This is a genomic window from Coprococcus ammoniilyticus (genome assembly GCF_025567345.1).
Lineage (GTDB): Bacteria > Bacillota > Clostridia > Lachnospirales > Lachnospiraceae > Coprococcus > Coprococcus ammoniilyticus.
This window is the reverse complement of the sequence record NZ_JAOQJS010000004.1, coordinates 349324-374171: the sequence shown is the minus strand read 5'-3', so window position 1 is coordinate 374171 and position 24848 is coordinate 349324. Positions and strand designations below refer to the sequence as shown.

General features: G+C 32.8%; 27 protein-coding genes and 3 tRNA genes. 29 read left to right on the top strand and 1 reads right to left on the bottom strand.

Features of this window, described 5'->3' with window-relative positions; all coding sequences use genetic code 11:
- The first annotated feature begins 1739 nt into the window (after window positions 1–1739).
- Window positions 1740–1813, top strand: a tRNA-Arg gene (locus OCV60_RS08070).
- Between the two features lie 34 nt (window positions 1814–1847).
- On the top strand, window positions 1848–2111 hold the full coding sequence (locus OCV60_RS08065; RefSeq protein ID WP_262529980.1) for a hypothetical protein: 264 nt from the start codon (window positions 1848–1850) through the stop codon (window positions 2109–2111).
- Between the two features lie 196 nt (window positions 2112–2307).
- Here the strand turns inward: OCV60_RS08065 and ku are convergent, their stop codons facing one another.
- A complete protein-coding gene (gene ku / locus OCV60_RS08060; protein ID WP_262529979.1) occupies window positions 2308–2976 on the bottom strand; it encodes a non-homologous end joining protein Ku in 669 nt (222 codons plus the stop codon).
- A 58-nt stretch (window positions 2977–3034) separates the two neighbouring features.
- On the opposite strand from ku, the gene OCV60_RS08055 reads away from it, so the two are divergent.
- The 27 genes from OCV60_RS08055 (at window position 3035) to OCV60_RS07930 (ending at window position 24340) form a co-directional block, all read left to right on the top strand.
- Window positions 3035–3108, top strand: a tRNA-Pro gene (locus OCV60_RS08055).
- Window positions 3109–3201: 93 nt separating this feature from the next.
- Window positions 3202–3290 (top strand) — tRNA-Ser (locus OCV60_RS08050).
- 601 nt (window positions 3291–3891) lie between these two features.
- Window positions 3892–4902, top strand: a complete 1011-nt coding sequence (locus OCV60_RS08045; RefSeq protein WP_262529978.1) for a hypothetical protein — start codon at window positions 3892–3894, stop codon at window positions 4900–4902.
- Complete coding sequence (locus OCV60_RS08040) at window positions 4889–6703, top strand: hypothetical protein (RefSeq protein WP_262529977.1); 1815 nt, start codon at window positions 4889–4891, stop codon at window positions 6701–6703. The genes OCV60_RS08045 and OCV60_RS08040 overlap by 14 nt, the downstream gene beginning before the upstream one ends.
- A 35-nt stretch (window positions 6704–6738) precedes the next feature.
- The gene (locus OCV60_RS08035) at window positions 6739–8403 is read left to right on the top strand and encodes a phage portal family protein (RefSeq protein ID WP_262529976.1); all 1665 of its coding nucleotides are present in this window, start codon (window positions 6739–6741) and stop codon (window positions 8401–8403) included.
- An 83-nt stretch (window positions 8404–8486) separates the two neighbouring features.
- Window positions 8487–9713, top strand: coding sequence for a coiled-coil domain-containing protein (locus tag OCV60_RS08030; RefSeq protein ID WP_262529975.1), 1227 nt, complete (start codon window positions 8487–8489; stop codon window positions 9711–9713).
- An 89-nt stretch (window positions 9714–9802) separates the two neighbouring features.
- Window positions 9803–10228, top strand: coding sequence for a hypothetical protein (locus OCV60_RS08025; RefSeq protein WP_262529974.1), 426 nt, complete (start codon window positions 9803–9805; stop codon window positions 10226–10228).
- A gap of 26 nt (window positions 10229–10254) precedes the next feature.
- On the top strand, window positions 10255–11355 hold the full coding sequence (locus OCV60_RS08020; protein ID WP_262529973.1) for a hypothetical protein: 1101 nt from the start codon (window positions 10255–10257) through the stop codon (window positions 11353–11355).
- 273 nt (window positions 11356–11628) lie between these two features.
- Complete coding sequence (locus OCV60_RS08015; RefSeq protein WP_262529972.1) at window positions 11629–12231, top strand: hypothetical protein; 603 nt, start codon at window positions 11629–11631, stop codon at window positions 12229–12231.
- Between the two features lie 17 nt (window positions 12232–12248).
- Window positions 12249–12644 (top strand): hypothetical protein, encoded by a 396-nt coding sequence (locus OCV60_RS08010; protein ID WP_262529971.1) that lies wholly within the window; start codon window positions 12249–12251, stop codon window positions 12642–12644.
- Between the two features lie 9 nt (window positions 12645–12653).
- On the top strand, window positions 12654–13688 hold the full coding sequence (locus OCV60_RS08005; RefSeq protein WP_262529970.1) for a hypothetical protein: 1035 nt from the start codon (window positions 12654–12656) through the stop codon (window positions 13686–13688).
- Between the two features lie 13 nt (window positions 13689–13701).
- A complete protein-coding gene (locus OCV60_RS08000) occupies window positions 13702–14196 on the top strand; it encodes a hypothetical protein (RefSeq protein WP_262529969.1) in 495 nt (164 codons plus the stop codon).
- Window positions 14186–14956 carry a hypothetical protein gene (locus OCV60_RS07995; protein ID WP_262529968.1) on the top strand — a complete coding sequence of 257 codons (771 nt, stop codon included), beginning with the start codon at window positions 14186–14188 and terminating at the stop codon, window positions 14954–14956. The genes OCV60_RS08000 and OCV60_RS07995 overlap by 11 nt, the downstream gene beginning before the upstream one ends.
- Window positions 14957–15016: 60 nt before the next feature.
- Window positions 15017–15790 (top strand): hypothetical protein, encoded by a 774-nt coding sequence (locus OCV60_RS07990; protein ID WP_262529967.1) that lies wholly within the window; start codon window positions 15017–15019, stop codon window positions 15788–15790.
- A gap of 59 nt (window positions 15791–15849) precedes the next feature.
- The gene (locus OCV60_RS07985; RefSeq protein ID WP_262529966.1) at window positions 15850–16173 is read left to right on the top strand and encodes a hypothetical protein; all 324 of its coding nucleotides are present in this window, start codon (window positions 15850–15852) and stop codon (window positions 16171–16173) included.
- Between the two features lie 73 nt (window positions 16174–16246).
- Window positions 16247–16444, top strand: coding sequence for a hypothetical protein (locus OCV60_RS07980; protein WP_262529965.1), 198 nt, complete (start codon window positions 16247–16249; stop codon window positions 16442–16444).
- Window positions 16445–16452: 8 nt separating this feature from the next.
- Complete coding sequence (locus tag OCV60_RS07975; RefSeq protein WP_262529964.1) at window positions 16453–17559, top strand: cysteine desulfurase family protein; 1107 nt, start codon at window positions 16453–16455, stop codon at window positions 17557–17559.
- A 54-nt stretch (window positions 17560–17613) separates the two neighbouring features.
- Window positions 17614–18015, top strand: a complete 402-nt coding sequence (locus tag OCV60_RS07970; RefSeq protein ID WP_262529963.1) for a phage holin family protein — start codon at window positions 17614–17616, stop codon at window positions 18013–18015.
- 2 nt (window positions 18016–18017) lie between these two features.
- Complete coding sequence (locus tag OCV60_RS07965) at window positions 18018–18911, top strand: CHAP domain-containing protein (RefSeq protein WP_262529962.1); 894 nt, start codon at window positions 18018–18020, stop codon at window positions 18909–18911.
- A gap of 13 nt (window positions 18912–18924) precedes the next feature.
- A complete protein-coding gene (locus tag OCV60_RS07960; protein WP_262529961.1) occupies window positions 18925–19398 on the top strand; it encodes a hypothetical protein in 474 nt (157 codons plus the stop codon).
- A gap of 73 nt (window positions 19399–19471) precedes the next feature.
- The gene (locus tag OCV60_RS13150; protein ID WP_416810455.1) at window positions 19472–19669 is read left to right on the top strand and encodes a helix-turn-helix transcriptional regulator; all 198 of its coding nucleotides are present in this window, start codon (window positions 19472–19474) and stop codon (window positions 19667–19669) included.
- A gap of 12 nt (window positions 19670–19681) precedes the next feature.
- On the top strand, window positions 19682–19858 hold the full coding sequence (locus OCV60_RS07955) for a hypothetical protein (RefSeq protein ID WP_262529960.1): 177 nt from the start codon (window positions 19682–19684) through the stop codon (window positions 19856–19858).
- Between the two features lie 52 nt (window positions 19859–19910).
- Complete coding sequence (locus OCV60_RS07950) at window positions 19911–20396, top strand: DUF1064 domain-containing protein (protein ID WP_262529959.1); 486 nt, start codon at window positions 19911–19913, stop codon at window positions 20394–20396.
- A 14-nt stretch (window positions 20397–20410) separates the two neighbouring features.
- Entirely contained in the window at window positions 20411–20593 is a 183-nt protein-coding gene (locus OCV60_RS07945) for a hypothetical protein (RefSeq protein WP_262529958.1), read from the top strand.
- Window positions 20594–20608: 15 nt separating this feature from the next.
- Window positions 20609–20821, top strand: a complete 213-nt coding sequence (locus OCV60_RS07940; RefSeq protein ID WP_262529957.1) for a hypothetical protein — start codon at window positions 20609–20611, stop codon at window positions 20819–20821.
- Between the two features lie 40 nt (window positions 20822–20861).
- Complete coding sequence (locus OCV60_RS07935; RefSeq protein WP_262529956.1) at window positions 20862–21353, top strand: hypothetical protein; 492 nt, start codon at window positions 20862–20864, stop codon at window positions 21351–21353.
- Window positions 21354–21466: 113 nt separating this feature from the next.
- The gene (locus tag OCV60_RS07930) at window positions 21467–24340 is read left to right on the top strand and encodes a phage tail tape measure protein (RefSeq protein WP_262529955.1); all 2874 of its coding nucleotides are present in this window, start codon (window positions 21467–21469) and stop codon (window positions 24338–24340) included.
- Window positions 24341–24848 lie beyond the last annotated feature (508 nt).

The window sequence follows — 24848 nt, the reverse complement described above, 5'->3', positions numbered from 1 at the left end:
TTCCTACATTGTATCATGAGGATATCTATATAAACAGAGTATCACTACTCTGACGTGACTTAACCGCCTAACCATCTCTATCTAGCCAAAACAAAGATGTTTGAATAACTGCTTGTCCTTTCTATTATATATTATATGACACTTCTTGTCAAAATATGTCAATTTTTACGACATTTATTATTGGATTTTATATGTTTTATAATTTTCCTGATATAAATTAAAATATTCCTAAAAAATAAAGTTAATAACTCAATTATAATGATACATATTAAACTAAAAGCTATCCATGTTATAACTGTGTGAACTGATGCACTCAACAATGTATATGCGAGCATTGTTATGTATGCGACAGTACACTCTAACACTAATCGTAAAACAGATTTTTCATTTTTTGAAGAATATGTATACGCTTGTATCAAATTAGGTTCTAAATATCCAAGTCTTTTGCGAAGATATATGTATTTATTATTGATGTTATTTTTAAAATTTATAAAACTATCTTTATCTCTACTTTTACGATATAAATCAAATGCGTGAAGTGTCGATCGATCTGCATAATCATTATATTTATTTAAAATGACAAATATATCTAAGCTGATTTGATTTGTACATATATTATTAGAATTGTTTTGTAATAGTATATGATATATAGGATTATATATTTTATCATATGCTATCTCCATTTTGTCTAAAGGTATATTTTTATTATACGTATATTTAGTGGCTAGGAATGTAAAAATTCCAGTAATAATAGCAGGAAAAATGGTCTTAAATATTTCAAATATTGTGTCCAATATATACTCCTTATAAAATTTTTTTTTACATCATAGCATGTTAAGATGATTTATGTCAAAGTGATTGAATAATATTAAGGGTAACAAACTCATATACCTACAGCCGAATGCTCTGAAACCATAAGAACTCAACAAGGCTCTGTGAAAATCAGACGGACTAACAGACCGATAGAACTGTATTATCCAAATAAAGCCCTTATAAACAGGCACGAAAGGCATATATAAAACGGTGACGACAATGTAGAGAATAAATAAAAGAACCCTTAAGTGGGCAACCAAACAGAGAATATATAAGTATCACATCTTGGCATTTGCTATTCATGTAGTATTGTAAGTCCTACTTCTTTCCTACCGACATCTAGGATTATCGGTTACTCTCAACCTTCAGAAATGAGAAGATGTTCGTGCCTCTCTACGTTAATGAGAACCATTATTATGATTAAAACTGTCCACAGAGTTTTGTAAGAAATGGCAAATTGTCTTTTCTGATTTTTACAATTGGAATTTTGACGGATAAGAGTCATTAAACCTTATCGAGTGGTCTTTGTTCCGAAGACTGAAAATATGCGGAGAATGATAAAGTAAACGGTTGTTCATACACATATCATGCATTTGACGTACTATAAGTACGAGTTAGGAATGATCAAATAATATATTATTCAGGTCACCAGCATGAAAGGATCATGCGTCTCTCCTATAGAGAGAAGATTTCGGTTCGAGTCCGATGTGGCGTTGCAACTGGATAAATTAATGGAGTATCAATACATAAGCGCAATGTAGTTTGGTTGATACGAGTTGTCACTTACTCTTCTTGTGCGTTGGTTAGCAAGAAAAACAAGTGCATGGAAGCATGAATTAGGTTGCGGATAAGCGATCATATTCTAAATAACTGGATGTGTACAGTCCAAGATCTGCTAGTTAGTGCTTCATGCAGACCAGAAACTTGCTGTCTTAGCTCAATTGGATAGAGCATGGTTCTTCTAAAGCCAAAGTTGTAGGTTCAAATCCTATCGGCAGCTTTTCTAATTCTATCATTTTGGAGGTAATTTATATATGTATAAAATATTAATTAAATATAACTCTGTGCTTGGAAGAGAATTTTATCAAATGTATCAGATTCAGACTGAAGGTTCTTTATTGGAACTAATCGAATACTCAACGGATGACTTGGATGAGTTGAAAAATACAATTAAAGAGCTTGATCGAGAATATGGATATAAAAATATTCGTGTCATTAAGGATGTGACATACAATGTTGGAGTTACTGTGGATGAGATTAAGGTAGATGCTATAGAGCCTAATCCATCTGAACCATAATATAAGTTTCGTGCGGTAAGTCTGATGCCAAAACCTATTTTTTGGATGCATACGAAACTTAGGTGTGTAAGTTCAACACTTACTACCGCCCTATGCCCTTTGCGGTCTTCGGACTGGTACTGTTGTAACAATAGGATGCGTCCTATGCAGTTTAGATGAAAGCTCGCCATTCGAGGATGGAATGAGAAAGACAATATCATTTTGGAATTTTATCAAATATCAATTTTCTTAACTTGAGTTGATATTTATCATAATGAGACTCCCAATCAAATTCTTTTGTATTATCTAAGATATCTTGTTTGAGATTTTCGAGTTGCTGTTTATCTGTTTTATGCTTCATGATAATCGGTAATTCGTTAATCTCGTTCTCATAAAATAAAATGGTTGCAATAATACAATTCTTATTGGCAAACAACGCAACTAATTCTTGTTTTGTACCAAATACAATTTCAGCCATACCTACTACTCTATTCGTAGTCATAGCTTTACGAAGAAGTTCATATTCGATTTCTGACTCCATTTCAGGAATTAAATAATATGATTTATCTATGAGTAGGTCTGATATTTCCTTTGATTTACAGAAATATTTTATTGAAAGTGTTCTATCTTTGTTTGATGTAATTGATTCTATATCATATTGTTCCAAAATAACATACTTATCTTCTGCATATTTATATCCTTTTACAATATCTTCATTGTGGATTTCTTTATTACAAGATGGACAAAATTTGATATAACGCACTCTTTCTTTGGAGTCTTTGCAGAGTTGATTAAGTTCTATAGAACTATTGTGTGATGTTTTTAACATTTTTACGGGAATATATAAATCTTTGAATTGAATTGCAGTTTTATATGAAGCGTTCATGATAGTTTCTCCTTAGATACTTTTGGTTTAGTATATGGAGAAATTTGAAAAATATTATCTGGATATAGGACAATTTGGTAGTCCGCTAGTTTTGGGAACTAGACGTTGTAGGTTCGAGTCCTGCTATCCAGACTACTGCTCTATACAGTTATAACCGGTTTGGCGACTGATTGGTAAAAGCTTTAAAGAAAGAGTCATTTCCTTTGGAGGTGGCTCTTTTATTATGGTCAGATGTCCGAGTCTGGTTTATGGTGCTTCCCTGCTAAGAAAGTGTGCATATATTTGCACCGTTGGTTCAAATCCAACTCTGACCGTTAAGTACAAAAATAAAAGAGAGGCTTGCACCTCTCTTTAAAAACTGAATAGTATCTATTTACGCACCCTTTACACCCAGTAAATCCGGATAACGCTTGCACCATGGCACAAAAATTGTGCCAAGGCTTGCTTACCACACTACTTGTTTGAAAAAGTAGAGAATAATTATAAAGAAAAACATTTTTACAATTCCTCTAACCATTTCATCAAAGAAGCCATTTTTTTGTAAAAAATTATAAATGGAATGTTTCTTTGTTTTTAAGTATGAAGCAATTCTTTTTACTGGGTGTTTCATAGAAGCCTCCATTCTTAAATACTATTCAGTTGTCAAGTTTCAATTTATGGGTTAAGTATACACTTTTCTCTACCTAAAATCAAGATAGAAAAGAGAATAAATATATAGCCAACTATGAGAGGATTGTTACTGTTTCGGTTACAGATAGTTGGATTATGGAGTGAGAAGCTGAAGAAGTCATGAGCTTCAGTATAGTAGATACTCACACTACTCTCTCACTCTTTTTAAGATATTGAACAAATTTTAGATAGTCGATTGTTATTGTAGCAATCGACTTATTTAGTTGTAAAAGGAGGTGTGGCTTCGTGCCAAAAGAAACAAAAAATGAAAAGATAATTGAAAACATGAATGCTACTCCAATTATTGATACGAATGTAAATATAAAAATACCAAGATCTCCTATTGCATTTGATGAAAAGAAACATAAATTCAAATGCTCTTGTTGTGGTCGTGGATATTCAAAACAAGAATCTTATTTTCAAAAAAGTAATGATGTATTGTTTCAAGCCAATGGTGGTTATTTGCCTTGGTGTAAGGAGTGCACTGATCGTTATGTTGAACAAATGACTGCTTTATATTCTAATAATGAAGAACATGCAATGAAAGATTTTTGTCAAAGAGCAGGTTGGAATTATGATGTATCTGCACTTACTGCTTCTATGGAAACTTATAGTGGTCATCGTTCTCGTTCTCGTATTTCTCATTATGCAGCAAAGAAAAATCTGAACTGTGATGGGAGAAAAACTTATATTGATTCATTAAAAAATTATTATACACAAAAACAGAATGAGATTATCACTTCGAGAGAGCAGGCAAAATCAGAAGAATCTACTATTTCTGCTTCCGCTGTTGATAGGTGGGGAGTTGGATTTACTGAAATGGATTATAAAAATCTTGATGAACATTGGAGAATGCTTAAGAAAAATAATCCCAATGCCGACTCGAATCAGGAAATATTTATTCGAGATTTATGCAATATTAATATGTTAAAAATACATGCGTTACAGAATGGCGATTCTAAAGAATATGCAACACTTGTTGAACAATATAGTAAGACATTTAAACAAGCTGGATTAAAAACTATTGAGGAAAAAGATAATAGTAATAATGAAACTGTTGGGGTTACTCTTGCTACTATCTCACAGTTTACCCCAGAAGAATTTTACAAGGATAAAACACTATACGAGGACTATGATGAGATTGGTAATTATTTTGAACGTCATGTATGCAGACCTATGGAAAATATAATGACTGGAAGTGAAACAAGAGATAAGGAATTCTTTGTTCCTGAAAACGGCGGTGATGATGATGACTAACCAATATCCTGCCGATAAAAACCAAATGGAATTATATAAAAAATTCCCTTCTACTCATTATCTTAGTAATCCTAATAATGTTCTACATATGATAGCATGGTGTACTTTTTGGCGTAGGAATATGCATCGATTTGTTCAAGATTATTTAAAAATTTCTTTATACTTATATCAACAACTAGCTATATATCTTATGGGTATATCAAATTTTATTTGTATAATAGCAAGTCGAAACGATGCGAAATCTTTCATTATTGCATTATATGCCTGTTGTCGTTGCATTCTGTATCCTGGTACAAAATTTCGTATAGGATCTTCAACAAAAAAACAGGCTAAACTTATTGTATCTGATAAAATAATTGATGAATTATGTGAATGGAGTAAACCGCTACGTGCTGAAATTGCAGATTGGAGTACGAGTGATAATAATATTTTTGTAAAATTTAAAAATGGCTCTAAAATTACAGTGTTTGTAGCAAATGAAAATGCCCGTGGACTTAGAAGTACAGGGATTGTCAGAGAGGAGTTTCGACAAATCAATAAGAAAATTGAGGACTCTGTTATTTCTCCATTTCAGACTGTGCGTAATCAGCCATATATGCTTAATCCTTATTATGGAGAAAATGAAGTTTTACAAGAAGACCCTGTTGATATTTATATTAGTTCATCATGGGTAGACGATGGGCATTGGATGTGGGATATTGTTGACCAAGCGTATAACGGAATGCAAAAGCATAATGGTTCTGTATTGCTTACATTTGACGAAAGCATTACACTTAAGCATCACTTGAAAACTATGAAACAGATGCTAAAAGAAAAGCAGAAACAAGATCCTATCACATGGAAAATAGAATTTTTAAATCTTCGAGTTAAAGGTTCTTTATCATCATATTTTACCTATTCTATGTTAATGAATCGTCAGATTCTAAAACATGTCTTTTATCCACGTAATACATTTGATATAAAAATAAATAAACGAAACAAATATGCTATTCCAAAACAAGATAATGAAATAAGAGTAATTTCTTGCGATATAGCATTTGTTGCAGGTGATCAAAATGATAACTCCGTTTATAGTTGTATTCGTGGTATTCCAGAATCTATGACTTATGAATCGGAAAATAATACAGTTGAAGTAAAACAAGGATATAGAAGACAATATCCTTATATTGAATCAAATCAGATTGGAGATACAACATTACAAGCCATAAGAATTCGTCAATTATTTGATGATTTCAACGCAAATTACATAGTATTGGATGTAAGAAATGGTGGTCTTCAGATTCTTTATTCATTACAAAAAGTTTTATACGACGAAGAGAGAGGATTAGAATATTCTCCACTACGCTGTATGAATAACGATGAATATGCAAAAGTATGTCAAGATCCAAATGCAAAAACTTGTATATTTGCTGTCAATGCAACTCAGCAACTTAATAGTGATATTGCTATCGGATTCAGAAAAAATCTTAATGAAAATAAGATTGATTTTCTTGTTAATTACAATACTGCAAAAGAAGAAATACTTGCTGAAAATATAGATTATATTAATGAAGTTGATTTGGATAGACAAATGGAATATGAAAACCCATTTCTTGAAACACAAGCTATGATAAGCGAATGTGCAGAATTAAATTACGAAAAAATGCCGCAAACAGGTATTATTAAAATTCATGAACAAGGTAAAAATCGAAAAGATAGATATACTTCTTGTTCATATGGTTCATATTTCTTTGATTTACTTGAAAATGATTTGATTGGTGCAAGTTCAAGTGATTATGATTATTGTACCCTCATCAATTAACAAAAATTTAAACACTTTAGAAAGGAGGCACTCACTTGCCAGAAGAACAAATAAAGCGTAAACGAGGTCGCCCTCCAAAGACGCAAACATTAGAAACAAATTCAACACAGATATCTCAGTCTGCTAATTCTACTACCCCATCAAAAACTTATGAATACAATAGTTATGTTGGTAGAGTTTTGTCAACGGATATATTTGGATGTCATCTATATGATGAATTCACACCAGAAGAAATCCGAGCTATTGTCAAAGACCCAATTGCAAATCATGACCTTACTAGACGACTTGCAATGTTTGTTTACAACAGTGAAGGTGTTGTAACTAACTCAATTGACTATATGGTATCACTCCCATGTTTAGATAGAGTTATTTATGGTAAAAAGCGTTTATTTGGTAAAACTAAGCTAAATAAAAATAAAGATCTAATGCTGTCTACCCTTGAAAATATCAATGATAAACAATTTATTAGAGATGCACTTTTTACGGATATGAACGAGGGCAATTGTTTTTATTATTTTGAAGTAACCAAAAAGCCAAATGATAATACAAAAGCATTGTCTGATTATGATGTCGAAAACATTGTAGAACTGTGTGATATGGGCATGAATGCTTCTATTATTCCGCTACCATATGAATATACCAAAATCGTAGGTAGAAAAAATAATAGAAATGTTATTGCTTTTAATTTACGGTACTTTGAAGAGAAATGTGTAACTCAGGAAGAGAGAAATCGTAAGCTGAAAAAATATCCTTCTGAAATTCGTAATGGATATTTACAGTGGGAAAAAGGAAATTTTGCAGGTAACAATTGGCTTATATTAGATAATAAACATACCATTGCCCATAAAATCAAGTGCAAAATTAGTGAACCTTGGGGAAGACCTCTTGCAATTGCTGCTATTGCTGACATTCTTTATCAGAATGAATTCGTTGATACTAAACGAAATGTCTTGAAAGAATTAAATAATAAGATAATATTCCAAACTTTACCAGAAGGAAAAGACAAAGGTAGCTGTGCATTAACTAAAACTCAGCAACAAGACCAACACAATAAAGTTAAGCAAGCTGTTATGACCAAAAACAATCGTGGGGGTACATCGTTTTTTACAGTGTCAGCAGGTACAAAAATAGATACCTTAGATGTTGACGCTACCGATATTTTTGATAATAAGAATGAATCTGATTTAACAGATAAAATTGCTTTGGATTTAGGTGTAGCGGCATCATTATTAAATGGATCAGGAAGTGGAAATTACTCTTCTCAACAAAATAATCTTGAGTTGATTAATGCCCAGATATATACGTGGATTCAAGAACTGCAAACTGAACTTAATTATGTAATAAATGAAAATATAATTAAAGATAGACGTAATCGGGTTGAAGTATATTATCTCCCAACATCTTTGGTTAATAGACAACAATTCTTCGATATGATGAAGAATTTATATTTACAGGCAAGTGGTTCTATGACTATGTTAATAGCAAGTACAGGTATAAATCCAGATATTTATTTTAATATTCTTGATGAAGAATACGACAATAAGATTTTTGACAAATATGTGCCCCATCTTACTAGCAATACTATTTCTAAAGATGATAAAGCAGGGGGAAGACCTTCGGAAAATCATCCTACGAATGAAAACACCATAAAGTCTCAAAGTAATAATGGAAATCATCAACCCAAGCCATCAACCAAATAGCAATTAAATATTAATAATAATGAGAAGTCTGCTTAATTGTAGGCTTCTTTTATTATATACAACTTAACAAGGAGGATAAATATATGTTAGGAAATATCCTCGAAATTTCAAAGCGATCAAACAAGAATGGTCGTGTCCCTATTAAAGTCGCTCTTTTAAAAATCCATGATAACACTGAAGATACAAATAAAAATGGACTTCATTGGAAGAAAGAATATGTCGAAGCTGCCATGGAAAGTGCAATTGGAATGCCGTTCTGTGCTGAATTTGTAGATGAAACAAAAGAAGTCCCGTTAGGTCATGGTTTGACTGGACAGATTATTAATTCTGATGGTCTTCCTGAACCTATATTTGAAAATTCAGAAGTAGTTGGTACTTGCAATGAAGTATCAATCGAAACAGTAAAAGATGCTGATGGAAACGATATAGAGGTATTAGTCGGAAGTGGTTTTTTATATGCACAACGCTATCCAAATTTTGTGAAGTGGGTAAGAAAAAATTATGCACTTGGTAAGGTTTGTACTTCTATTGAAATAATGGGTATACCGGAAAATGATAATAAGATAGTTTTTGAGGAAGAAGAACCTACGGAAGCTTTTAGATCACCTATGAGGTATGTATTTTCTGGATCTGCTATCTTATCCGTTTCACCAGCGGATGATGATGCTATTGTTCTTGAAGTCGCAGAAAAGAAACAAAATAAGGAGGACAAAAAAACAATGGAATTTACAATTGAAGACATGAAGACTGCTATTCATTCTACAATTTCTGAATTAAATGATAAGTCACAGGCTTATGAATCACAGATTGCAGAATTAAACAGCACTATTGAAGCAAAGAATTCTGAACTTGCTGAAAAGGATGTTAAGATTTCAGAACTTAATGCTTCTGTTGAACAGATTCAGGCTACTCTCGATCAGTTAAAGAAAGACTATGAAACATATTGGGCTGAAAGAGAAATTCTTGAACAGGAGCTTGCAAAAGCAAAAGTAGCTGAGAAACTTAGAGAGTTAGACACTACTCTAGGGGAATTCAACGAAGATGAGAAGGATATAGCAAAGGAAGATATTGATAAGCTCACTTCCGAAATCAACGCAGCTACAAAGAAGGAAGATTTAGAAAATGTCACATCTGAAATTAATTCTATTAAATCAAAGATTTGCATGAATATTGTTGAATCTCAGAAGAAGGCTGAGTCTGATGCAAAGATTGCTGAACAGAATTCAATTCACGATGGTTCTGTTGAAGATATTTTTTCAGAGGTTTGTTCTGAGTCTCATATAGATGATGAAGATACAAATATTTTTTAAAGAATTTTTTATATTATGAATAATCAACCATTAATCTCAGGCAATTTGTGTGTCTGAGCTATTTTTATTTTAAGGAGGAATTAAAAACTATGATTAAATTTAGAAATTTTGATCAGATTGAGCACAAGTACGCATTTGAGAATGCTGTAGCTGGTGCAGATACATTTAATGGTTCTTTTGGAACAGTTAGTTCTGGTTCTTTTTCAAGTGCTGAAGATGGTACTAAAGTTATTATGCAGGCAGAGGAAGGAAACAATTCAGGTCTTCCTAAGTATCCTATCGCAAAGGGTGAGCATGTTAGAGTTCTTGATCTCACAAAACTTGCAGGTAAGGAATTAGAAATTTATGACTATCCTCTCCCAGAGACTGTAGCTGTTGGAGACAAACTTACAGCAACAAAAGACGGTGCGCTTGAGGTTAATAGTGCAGTATCCACAGAACTTAACCTGGAAGTTAAGAGCGTGATTGGTAATAAGCAGGGTGTTGTTGTTTTAGTTAATGGTGCAACAGCCTAATTAAAAATTTTAAGGAGGATTTATATATGTCTTATACATTTGAATTAAATAATGAAAGAAAAGACGCTAATTTTGTTAGTGGTAAGGTAAAAGCTAACTCTCCTGTTGTAGAGATCTTTTCTGCTATGGCACAGGGTAAAGATTTAGCTCCTTATGGAAAGAAAGCAGATGTCGCTGCTAAATATATTATGGAACTTAATGCCAAGGCTTCAAATGGAGATTTGGGTGCTATGTCTGAACTTAATGAGATTAGACGTTTCGCAATGGAGCCTGTTCTGATGAAAGAAATCAAGTTACTTTCTATTTATGGTAATTACAAAGCTATTGGATTTAATGATTCTTGCGAGGTTGAAATTCCAGAATTCGCTAATATCGATCCAAAGATTCAGGCTGCTGGACAGGATGTAACATTCCCAGTTATCAGAAAGAAGAGAGTTCCTATCGCTACAGTTAATATTTCTGGTGGTTATGCAGTTGACTATAGAAAGGCTGCTGTTGGAGATATGACTGATGAAAATGAACTTCAGGATCAGGTAAGAGTTCAGATTAGAAACAAGGCTACTAAGTATGTTGTTGAAACAATCTATAATGCCATTAAGAATGCAAAGGGCGTTAAATATTTTGCAGAGGATGCAGGTCTTACAAAGACAAATGTAGATAAGGTCATTACAAATGTTAGACGATTTGGAAAGCCAACCATTACAGGTGATTATGCGTTTATTTCACAGTTTAATGCATTTGCAGGATATACTGGAACAACCCCAACCGTTAATGGCATTTCACAGAAGGTAATGGATGAAATTCATGATACAGGACTTATGGGAATGTATAATGGATCAGTTCTTTCAGAGCTTCCAAATCCGTATGACCTTACTACTATTAACAAAGACGGAGATAATTTTGAAACAATATTACCTGCTGGTCTTGGATATGTTATTCCTGCTGGTGGTCAGTCTCCTATTTACACAGTTACTCGTGGTGGTCTTACATCCTTTACAGGTACAGATGTAACTACAGGTCAGATTATGTCTCGTTTTGATCTCTCCGTTGGTGCTCTCGTAGCTCCAAATAGAGAATACGAAATTGGACTTATTCATGATAAGAATCTTGATTCATTAACAGTCTAATGGATACATAGGGGTGGTTTAATACCACCTCTATATTTTTAGTTATATGGAGAGAACTATGAACAATAATTTTTATTGTTATTCAAAAAAACTATCTCATTTTATTAGAGCATTTGATGTGCCTTACATAGATATCGGAATTCATCCAACAACAAAAGTTAAATATTATATATTTACAAAATCTGAACGGTTGGATAAGATTATAGCTTTATATAATGAGATTAAATACAGATATTAGTTGAAAAAAATTTTATAGTTGATAAGGAGAAAATTATGACATATAAAAAGAAGGATACAGATAATAGCACAAAATCTACAGACAATGTTTCAGTTGAGAATGATACTTCAATAGACGAAACGCCTGTTAAAACTGTGGAAAGGGTTGTGGAAAAAATCATAGAGAAACCAATTACAGATGAAGATACTCGTCTTGATAAAAAAGTCACTGTACGAAGTATTGCTCCGTGGACTACTGGTGCTCCAAGGCACACGACCAATGGAGATATTAGTATTCCTCCAAAGGGCACTGTGTTACTCTCTCGTGAAGAAATTATTGCACAGGCACAAAATGGTAATACATTATTAAATGGTATTGATTCTCTTGGCTCTCATGCTACATGGTATATTGAAGATGATTTTACAAGATCTGAATTAAGTTTTGATATTCCGAATGAAAATAAAAAGCAGGCATTCTTAACCAAGAATTCAGTTAAAAAGATGTTCGATAAAAAACAGGACGACTTTGAACAGGCAATTATGAATAATGTTGTGATTAGAGCTGAAAAAGCATATTTAATTGAATGTATCAAGGAATTAGGTATCAATGATTACAAAAAGGTAGATTTTTGCGTTAAATATACTGGTATTAATCCATAAATCAATGAGGTGATAGCATGGAAAAGATGACAACGGCACAAGATGTAATTGATTTTTTTGAATCTTCTTTTGCCGATAAACAGGTAATTCCGTTTGATCTTGAGCTTATTTGGTTAAGAAAAGCTATTAGTCGATATTCATTAGAACTAGATCCGTTACTCTTTGATAACACATTAGAACAATTTGATTGCGTTTTAGATGATGTAGTAATATCTACTTTAGCTGCATTTATGAAAGAGTTGTATCAAGAAAGGCAAGTATCAAAGGTTAATAAAAGAGTTAGTATTGTTGGGAAGGACTTATCGATTGATGGAAGTAATGGAACAAAAACATCTGAAAAGTCTCATCTTGATTATGTTGCAGAAAACTGTAGAGATCTTATCGAAAATCAGAAACCAACAGCATTCATTTAAGGGGGTATTATGGCACAAGAATGGTATTTACTCTCCTCTCCTACCAAACCAAATAGTATTGGTGGGTATGAAAATGAAGGTTTTACGGATTATAAGGATGATGCTTTTTCTGAAGTATTAGAAACAAATATAGCTACGACCGTTATTGTATATAACCATGATTTGTCTGAATCAAAAGAAGTTCGTTGCATTGTACAGGGCAATACAGGGGATACACAGTTAAAATCTATGGAACGTATAGGATTATTTACTCCAAAAACTGTCAAGGCAGGAATGTATGTTCTGTTCGAAGGTAGATATTGGCTAATAGATGGATATCCAGGTACTCAAGGTATATATGAAAAAGCGACTATGTGCCTTTGCCATTATAAGCTCCGTTGGCAAAATAATAATGGGAATATTATTGAGCGTTGGTGTAATATTCAGTCTGCATCCAAGTATGATGTCGGTGAAACAGGTAACAATGTTCTTATCCTGACCTCGAATAATTATACAGTCAAAATTACATATGATGAGGAAGTGCTTGAATTAGAGGGAAAACGTGTGTTTATTGACAAACATAATACAAATCCGAGAAAAGTTTTTAAACTGACTCGAAGTGATGACGTTCTATATGATTATGGTGATGATATTCATGGAAGTATATTGAGCTTTATAGCGGATAAAGATGAATTAAATAATGAAAAAGACAACCAAGAATTGCGTATCTGTGATTATATTTCAACGACTTCTACTACCGATTCAGTAGATGAAACAATCATTTTAATTACTGGAACTGATTCAATTAGGATTGGAAGATCTAAAGTATGGAGTGTTGAGTTTAAAGATGCACATGGAAATCAAATCAATAATCCCGATTGGGAATGGAACGTCAAAATGCAAATGGATATCTCTCAAGATTGCATACAAAAATCTGAAACAAAAATAAAAATCACAGTACCAAATGATGACTCATTTATTAATGAGTCTTTTATTTTACAGGTTGTTAATTCGGATGGTAGTGTTTTGGCTGAAAAAACAATTCAGATAATCGAAAAGTATTAGGATGGTGATGTTATTGGGCAAATCAAGAAGTTATGAAATTATTGAATATCGGAGAAAAATTTGTGATGCTATCATCGATTCCTCCAAGTTGATTCAATTATTAGGTAAGGAAAATTCAGATGACCCAGAAAGTGATATGCTTTTTCATTGTGTATACCCACATGAATTCGTCCCAGAGACAATAGATGAAACAAAAAGGTATATTAATTTTGAAATCAGCGCAACAATTGATCCACGAAACAATGTATATAAGGACTTAGCTGTATATTTTTTTATACTATCTCACAAAGATGTAATTAGATACTCAGAACATGGAACTGATTATTTATGGTATGACAAGGTTGTTTGCGAATTAGATAATATTTTTAGTGAACATGATGTTTTAGGAATTGGTGGTACTTTACAATTAGTAAGTAACACTCCATATTCTCCACAGCATAAATTTAAAGGAAGATTATTAAAATTTATCGTTAAAGATTTTAATAACGGGTTGAGATATGGTAAATAACTCAATTCAACAAATACCCGAAAAAAAGATTTTTTATGATAGTGGGCAAAGTTGGCTTAACGCAAACAGAATTTATCTGAATGAAAATCTTTATATCAACATACCTACAGTTCGTGAAATATTAGATCATGAACAATTCTATTTAGGCTTAGTCACTGCGTTAACATCTACACCATATCAGTATATGGCACAATTAGATGATATGGGTATTGACTATGAGACATTATCTGATTATCAATTCTTTTCTTTAATGTTTATCTTAAATTCGACCAATGATTTGTCTTTAGTGTTTGGAGACTTAAAAACACAAGGATATTCGATCATACCTAATGATTTCAATAATACAACAGTGTTGTTTAACCCAGAGTTAGGTAATGACTATATCATTGATGAATTACTATATGCCAATATAGCAAAAACAATTCGTAAAATAAACAATATCGAAGAAGTACATTGTAAAGCCGGAAATGCAGAGGCAAAAGCATATTTATTAAAAAAAGAAAAAAGAAAATTGCGGCGAAATGCCAATAAACCATATAATAAATACTTCGAAAAAATGGTAATTGCATTGGTAAATCGACCAGAATTTAAATACAACTATGAAGATGTAATGGATTTGTCTATTTATAAATTCAATCAAAGTGTACAACAAATTAGAACAAGCATCACATTTGATAACACTATGATTGGTGTATATGCAGGAACAGTCGATCCTACAAAAATGGTAGATAAATCAAGTCTATCATGGATTCAAAATTAGTAAACAAGATCTCTATATTAGAGGTCTTATTTTTATATTTATTTTAAGGAGGAAATATTTATGGCAGAGATTGATATCAATAAGCTTAGTATTACTGAGATTGATCAGATTACATGTTTTAATAATGCTGATCAGCTTGAATTTATCATGGATGAAATTCAGGAAGGATCTATCAACAATACACAGGAAAAATCTGATATTACAGGTAGAGGTGGACGTAAGATTGGTTCATTGAAAAAGAATAAGGGAGTTACAGTATCTGCAACAAATGGTGTACTGGTCGGAGGTGCTTTGGCAGCACAGACAGGTTCTACGGTTGAACAGGGTAAGTTCAAGGTTAGAAAGCCAGAAATTGTTGTTGTTAAGAGCAATAAAGCAACACTTACAGGCACACCTGTTGGAACAACAGGAGCAGAAATTGGATATGCATACATAAAAAATCCATCAGGCTCACTTGGAAAGTCTTATGAGCAGAATGCTACAGCAGATGCTACTGGTCAGTTTGCATATTCCGAGAAGGAATTGACATTTTTTGCTGGTGATATTCCTGACGGAACTGAGATCGCAGTATTCTATGATGAGGAAGTTACAGCCGCTAAGATTTCAAATGATTCAGAACATTATAGCAAGGTTCTGAAGATGTATATTGATGTAACATGTCAGGATGTGTGCGACAATGTATATCACGGTCAGTTCATTATTAATCGAGCAGATTTTAATGGTGAGTTTGAGTTATCAATGGGTGGAGATCCAACTGTTCATGCTATCGAGGCTGAATCTTTGGCTGGTGGATGTTCTGGTTCAACAGCTCTTTGGGATTTCATCGTATACTAAATCGTTTTGAGGGGAGTATTATACTCCTCTCTTCTCGATATAAAAAAGGATGGTGAAATATGAGTTATAAAGTACAAAAACCGTGTAAAATTTGCGGAAAAATGTATACCCCGTGTTCTGATTGTGAAACAGATGACAAGGTGTTCCATTGGCGTAAGGTAGCTTGTTCATATGAGTGTGGACAAAAGTATTTAGCAAAAGTCCTTGCTGAAAGAACACCATCAGATCATTCTGAACCTATTACTGACAAAGCAGGTGCAAATCACAATTCTGATACAGCACAGGTAAAAGATTATAAAAGAGATGTTAAACAGATAAATTATAAAACATCACGAAAAATAGTTAAAAGAGAGAATAAACAAGAAAGTGAGCAGATTGGATAGAGAATGGGATACGTTACCACTATACAATTTGTGGATTTAATGTATCCCATTTTTTTACGATTAGTTGAAAATTATGGAAAAGAAAAATAAATGGGACAAAGAATATGCTACATCATTTTTAGATGAAGTTTTGTTTTTAAAATCTAAAGGGATTAGATATACATGGGTTTATACAAATGATGATGATATTTCAGTATGGAAATATAAAAAAGAAAAGCGACTTTGGGACGCTTTATCAGAAATGTATGCTTCAGAAAAATATAAAGGGTAGGTGGTTGTATGTATCTTGATTACGCAGCCACTACCCCACTAACCCCACAAGTTAAAGATTATATAGTATCTCTTTTGGATACATATCAGAATCCATCGTCAATGTACCAATCGGGTGTTGAGGCAAAGAAAATTATTACTACTGCAAGAAATAATGTAGCAAAATTCATTAATGCAGATTCTAAAGATATTATATTTACATCAGGCGGTTCAGCCAATAACACGTTATTTATTAAAGGTTATACAAATAAACATCATTGTATGGTTTTATACTCTCCTACATCTCACAAATCAGTATTAAAATGTGTAGATTCTCTCAAATATAAATGTCCTCTTAGAGTTGATCATACAGGAAAAATTGATTTTCAAGATCTCAAAGAGTGTTTGTCTATGAACCCTATGAAAAAACTTGTTATTATAGAATACGCCAATTCTGAGATAGGAACAATTCAGGATGTACAACAGGTTATTAATATATGCCACTTGTACAATGCTATTGTTTATGTTGATTGCACAGGATCTATCAGTCAAATTCCCGTTGACGTAAAGAGACTGAATGTTGATGGTTTAGGATTCTCTGCACATAAACTTGGAGCATTAAAAGGTACTGGTGTTCTATATAAGAAATCATCAATTGAATTAGAACCGCTTATATATGGCTCACAAGAGCAGGGATTATTTAGTGGCACTGAAAATGTAATAGGTATTGCTGCACTGGGGAAAGCAGTTGAGAATTATAACTACTCTTCTGTTACATCTGATAGTAGAGATTATGTTTATGATTTCATTATTAATAATATAGCAGACTCACATATTATTGGTACGAATATTAAAGATCGTTTACCACACAATCTATATGTCTGTTTCGAAGGCATTGAGGGTGAGTCATTGATGATATTATTAGACATAGCAGATATACAGGTATCAACTGGTTCTGCATGTACATCAGGTGACTTAACTCCATCTTCTACTCTTACGGCAATTGGATTAGATGAAAAACTAATACATAGTGGTATTCGTATGACATTTAGTGGATATGAGACAAAGGACGAATTGGATTATTTATGTAGTAATCTGAAACGATGTGTTGAGATATTAAGACAATTAAATAAGTAACTATGACGAGAACGGTAAACCCGTTCTTTTTTGTTTGGAAAGGAGAAAAAAATTATGAAAGATATATTGGGTAGCTTAGATTGGAATACGATTCTTAGGACTTTATGGACTATGATTATACTTCCAATTGTTGTAAATGTTGCAACATATGTCAAACAGTGGCTTGAAGCTAAGAAATTAGATAGACACGCCAAAAAACTATACGACATAGTAGTTGAAATGGTGAAAGCAGTATATCAGTCTGTTGTTGAAAATATTAAAGGGACAGATGATTGGACAGATGAAAAGAAGAAGGAAGTCAAAGAACTTGCAAAAACAAAAATACTTGAAGCACTTCCAACTTTCGTATATCAAACACTGAATGCAGCAAATAGCGATTTTTATGCATACCTCGATTCTTTAATTGAAACGGCTATTAATGACGAAAAGAAAAGAAATAAGAAGAAGGAGGTGTGAGTATGGCATGTACAGTAAATGAAATGATTACTTTTGCCAGATCGTTTATTAATACAAAAGAATATCCAGCTAAGAGCAATAGAACGAAATTTGGTGAAGCATATGGAGTAAATGGCGTTCCGTGGTGTTGCATTTTTCAGTGGTATTTGTTTAATAAAAAAGGCATGTATGATCAGTTTTATGATGGCAAAAAAACAGCAAGTTGTACCACTCTTATGAATTGGGCGAAAAGCAAACATAAATTTTATACCAACAAATATAAACCAGGTGATCTTGTATTTTATAATTTCGATAAAGTTTCAGATGCGGATCATATTGGCATCATTACTAGGGTGTCTGGCGATTATATTTATGCCGTAGAAGGTAATACCTCTAAGAATGGATCTCAGGATAATGGTGGTGCTGTATTGGAAAAACAACGACATAAATCTCTTATTCTTGGAGTTTATCGCCCTACATATAAGACAGACAAAGCACCTTCATCGACAACCCACTCTTCTACTTCTACATCCAATCAGGCAAAAAAGAAGATCGTGGCAAACGGACAAAAAGCAGCCAATAAGTTTGTAGGTTGTAATATTGTTGCTGATGGTATCTGGGGAAATAAAACAAAGAAAGCTGCCATTAAGGTTGTTCAGACCGCTTTAAATAAGGATTATGGAGCAAAACTGTCAGTTGACGGAATTTGGGGTTCTGCTACAGACAAAGCTTTTGGATCACACTATGTTAAAGTAGGTGAAAGGCAGTGGTTAGTAACCGCACTTGAGATATTATGTGCACTCAAAGGAAAAGACCCAAAAGGGATTGAATATCCTGGTACATTTGGTAGCGGATTGAAAGCAGCTTGTGGAGTTTCTAAAGCGGTGAAATCAACATTCAAGAATTTATGTTCTTAGAAAGGTGGCTTGAATGGAATATTTAGAAGCTGCTTTGAAGATAAATTATGTCAATGTTATATTGGCTATATTTTTATTTCTGTTTGCTATTAAAGAATGTTTAGATGTATATACATACTTCAAAAAGAGATACAAAATCAAAACAGGCTCCGAACAAGATAGGGAGTCAATTGAGAACCGATTGACAATATTAGAAAAACATGATAAATGGCAATATAACGAGATTTCTAAAATATCTAAAGGTATTGAAGAAATTGCTAGTCGATTAGATTCGGCAGAGGAAGACACACGAAAAAGAATAATTATCGAGTATGGGGCAGACCTTTATGAACTTCATATTAAATTTATGAAACAAGGATATGTTACAAAAGCAGGATTAGAAACATTTCAATCATTAGCAGATACCTATATTGCTTCTGGTGGCAACCATTCTATTAAGGGTAAAATTATACCAGAGGTTATGTCGTTACCGATCAAAGATGAATAAATATTTCTACCACAGTAAAAATTATTTATGATAAGCTTTGTATAAACAAAATATACTTGTGCATATTACTACTATGAAGAACAAAGTGTGGTATTACAGGAATCAAAGAGGATTCACATTACAAGAGCTATCAAGACTTACCGGCTTATCGGTTGCAGCTATTAACAAAATAGAAAATGATAATACAAGTGATATACTTCTTACTAATGCTATCATATTATCTCGTGTCCTTAAAGTTGATATATACGAGTTATTTTGTATATCTAAATGAGGAGGAATAAGTATGGAAAGATATTACTTTAATGTAATCTGTGAGGAAATTTCAATTTTGGGTGGTAAAGTGATTCATGTTGATGAAAATGTGGGAAGTTTAGAAGAAGTACATAAGGTTGTCATGGACAATGTCACTAAATATCCTAATGGTAAGTGGGAATTATATCCTATGCAATTAGCGATGTAAAAAATTAAATAAATATGTTTTAGAAAGAGCAGTTTCTTCGGAAGCTGCTCTTTTGTTATGTAAAGAAGTGATAAATATATCAAAAACACGTACAAAATTTAAAGTGGCTACCACCGCCAAAGGTATAAAAGATAGACAGGCTATCGATTATAAAACTGGCGAAACTCTAACATTTATGAGTAAATTAGAGAAACGTTTTTACGAGGACGTGGTAGTGACAGGCATGAAAAATGGCACTTTGAGAGATTATAAATTGCAAGTCAAATATAATTTACAAGAACCTTTTAAATATATGAATAAAACTATAAGAGCAATAGATTACATATCGGATTTTGATTTATATTATACTAATGGATATTTTGAAGTAATAGACACCAAAGGACTTGCTACTGCTGATTCAAAAATTAAAGCGAAATTGTTCAAGCATAAATATCCAAATATTGTATTAAGATGGTTATCTTGGACAAAAGCAACTGGTTGGATCGAATATGATGAATTACAACGACTTCGGAGAGAAGCTAAGAAATGTAAGAAGTAAAGGAGAATATAATTATGAATTATCCATTCATATGTCCTAAATGCAATACAAAAGAAACAATAATTATGCCAATGGTTGAGTATACAGCAAGTGGTCATTATTGTAAGAAATGTGGGACAGAAATGATTAGAGAAATTAGTTCTATGGTAGCCCACTCTATAGATAAAACAGGAACATTTTTTAGAAAATATAATTAATGGAGGAAAATTTTTATGATTACATATATTAAAATGAAGCTTAAGGAACACAGAATTAAATTAGCACTGTACTCTTCTATTGAAAAGGTAATGGATGAAAAGTCAGATATTATTGATACAATTCAAGCCCTATATTTGTCAATTAAAGATACCCCAATCGATGAGTTACAAGAGAAATTTATTACCACCCTTGCGGAAGTAATTCACAATGACACTAATAATAACTAAATACAACAGAGAATAATTTATAATTTAAGGTCTACATCTAATGGTAAATAACATAAACAAGTTGAATAAAGTTTTATCGCCATATATTGAAAATGCTATGAAAATGACTAGAGATATTGTATTTGAAATTGTCTCACAAAAGGTAGTTGACTATTATAATGAGCCTGTCTTTTCAGAACCTGATGAAAGCGAACCAGATTATTATCGTAGAACAGGTAAATTAATGGAATCCCTTAGTGCGTCAGCCATAACTAAAAATGGAGGCGAATTTACATTCACGGTTGGATTTGATGATGAATATTTGCAATATCGATACCCCTCTGGATTTGTCACAAGATATTACGGAAAATCGTATAATAACGTTACAGGGCATGATGTTTTAAATTATTTTAATACTGGTTCTCATGGTGGAACTGTTAGCGGATCACACAATTATTGGGATGAAGCTTTAGAGGAAATAAATGCTAGATATGGAAGTATAACAAATTTATTTAAACAAAATTGTAAAAAAGTAGGGCTTCCTATTAAATAATCGAATATATTGAAATTGCAAACACAAACAACTCTATCTTCTATTTTACAACGCTCCTTTCGTGAGCGTTATTTTTATACAAAAAAATAAAATTCGGAAAGGAGAATATTAAAATGGCTTTAAATGATTTTCAAATAGGATTAATTGCTGGTTTGGATGGAACGAAATCTAAACAGCAACTCAATCAAGACATTGAAGCTTTAAAAAAGCAAATTAACACAGTAGAAATTCAAGCTAAACTAGGAAAAGATGTAGCTACTAATTTAACCAAACAGTTAAATTCTACACAGATTAATTTACAGAATGTCAATATTGATCAAAATGCAATTAATCAAATGGTTTCCAATATTAACTCTGCTTTAAATGGAATCAACATTAATATTGGAAACAATATAAACAGTAATGGACTTACTCAGAATGCACAAAGAACTGGTCAGCAGATTGGGCAACAGCTTCAAAATGGATTAAATCAAGGTTTAAATAATAATCGTGTATTAGACAACTTTAGGCGTTCATTACAGAATATTAGGATCAATCGTAATCAGTTTATGGGTTCTAATGAGATTAACACGATAGCAAACAGTATACAAAATTTAGGTGTGCAAATTGAAACTTTAGATCAGTCTGTTTCGCACTCTACTGGAAGGCGTGGAGATCGAGATATCTTGTCTGTAAATATTTCTGGTACAGATAAGTTTGGTCAAGCTATTAAATTAACAGAGCAATATGATATTGCAACTGGACATTTAATAAAAAGCTTAGATTCTGTTACTACTGCCCAACAAAAAGCAGGTGTTGCAACTGACACATTTATTGATAAACAAAAAACTGCTGTGGCAAAAGCGCAAAACATACTTAATTCCATACAGAGCAGTTTGAATGATACAGGAGCAAATAGAACTTTAGCAAACACAAATTTTGATACTAATGGTCTTACGACAGCGATTACACGGGTTCAGAATGCAATCACAGCACTGGGGAATTCAACGAAAACAACTTTTGCAGATGCTAATAATAATGTAGGAAAAGAAATTTCTGCTTTAAATGATTTAATTGTAAAACTAAAAAATGCTGAATATGCTGCTACATCACTTAGAACAAAAGACATTAGCACTGTAAAAACTGACGAAGGTAATAAACTTGATACTTTCGCAGAGAAAATGAAACAGTCTGGACATTATAGTGATGATTTGCAAAATAAGGTCGCCAGATTAAAAGACGAGCTTAATTCTGTATTTGATACTAGTTCATTGACCAGCTATCTCAATAATATGAGCAATTTAGAATCAGAATTTAAGTTAGTAGATGCCCAAGCAAAGACACTTGAGAAAGATACTAAATTACAAACAAATATTGAATCCGAAAAGAAACAACTTCAGGTATATACGAACGAACTGAAACAAGCTGGTGTGATGTCTGGTGAAGTAAAAGATAAAATTCAACAGATGTTTTCTTCTCTTTCAAAAGTAAATACCCAGACAGGATTAACTACTTGGAAAGCAGAATTACGAGGTGTTAGAGCCGAAACTGACGAAGTGTTAAAATCTGTTCAGAAATTGTCTGTTACATCTATCCCAAAAGCGAAATATGACAAAATTATAAATGGTGGATATGAGTTAGATTTAGATAAGCTGACATCTGGATTTCAGAAAATCAATGCTTACTCGAATGAAACTCAAGATAAAATTAATTCTTTAAGGCAGACTCTTGCAAATATGCAAACCATGTCTGGAAGTGAATTAGTATCGACTTTTAATAATTTTGAAACAGAAGTCGGAAAGGTAAAAGTACAACTTGATCAAGCAAAATTATCATATGATAAATTTGCACAGCCTGTATCTGATGAGAAAATCACTGCTCTTCTTATTAAAATTCAGGATTTTCTAAGCAAAAATACCGCTATTACCAAGGAAGCGAGAACTCAGTTAGAATTATATATAAAAGATCTAAGTAGTGGCAATGTTCCGTTGGATAGATGGAATCAGATTAACCAGTCGCTCGCAAAAACTGAATCACAAATGAGAGTGCTTGGTAAGCTTGGCATGACATTTAAAGATCAATGGCGACAAGCTGTTAGTTCATTTGGTACGTGGTTATCTGCAAGCACTGTAGTTATGAAAATTGTTTCTGCAACTAGAGAGGCTGTTACTGAATTAAAGGATATAGACACCTATTTAACAGAGATAAGTAAATCTAATGATAAACTTTCTAAGAATCAATTAAGAACAATTGGGATTGATTCTTTTGAAACCGCTTCTAAATATGGTAAAAAAGCAACCGATTATTTATCAGGTGTCCAGGAAGCTTCCAGAGCTGGTTACGAAAATGCAGAGTCGATAGCAAAATTATCTGTTGCTGCGCAAGGTGCAGGTGACATGACAGCAGATTTAGCTAATTCATATATTATAGCAACGGATAAAGCCTATGATATGAATGGTAGTGTTACGGAATTAACAAAAACATTAGACGGTGCAAATAATATTACAAACCATAATGCGGTTAATATGACAGAGTTAGCCGAAGGTATGAAAGTTGTTGGTTCACAGGCAGCTTCGTCTCAAATGAGTGTTGAAGAAACTACCGCTGCGATTGGCACTCTTGTTGCAGTTACTCAGCAAGGCGGTTCTGAGATGGGTAATGCATTTAAAGGAATTTTAATGAATCTTCGACAAATTAAGGGTGATGTCGGAGATGGCGAAGAAGTTGTTGATGAAAAATCTTTGAATAAATATGAAAAAGCTTGTCATTCGTTAGGTGTTTCGTTAACAACTGTAAAAGATGGCGTACAATCATTAAAAGCACCTATGCAAATTTTGAAAGAATTGTCTGAAGAATATAATAAACTTGATGAGTCTGATGTTAGACGTGCAAATTTATTAAATTCTGTTGGTGGTAAAATTTACCACGTTGTACAGAAATGTATAACTAGAATGAATTTAATTGCAGGTAATGCCTCGATAGGACAATCCTATCTCCTATGTATATAGGAAGAGCCTTGCACCACAATATAGAGGATAACTACTATATGATGGTTTTAAAACGCAAGGATTGGCTGTTCATGCAGCGAAGTACCCTAACGTATTCCGTAGATCATACGGTACTTGAGCCGAGGGTAAACGTTCAACGACTAGATTCATGTCGAGTCATAGACTAGAGAATAAAGGTGGAAATCCTGAATATCTATGACAAAAATCGTAGGGCGCAATCGCAAATGGCGTGGGTGAAAATCCCTTAAATCGAAAAGGTCACTCTTAACACGTAATGGTGAAGATGAAGAAATAGTCTAAACATCTATTGAAAAATAGAGATGTTGTTGATTTTTATGAGAGCTGATTACTCTTACATTCTATAAAAAGAATAGGTGAAAAATATTGAATAATAAATATAAATGCGAATCTGTACGGTTGTGTAGGTTCTTATATTCTCTTGGTTTTGACAAAGAATCAAGATTTGACGAAAATAACAACGAATATTGGTTATTTGAAAGAAGTCAAG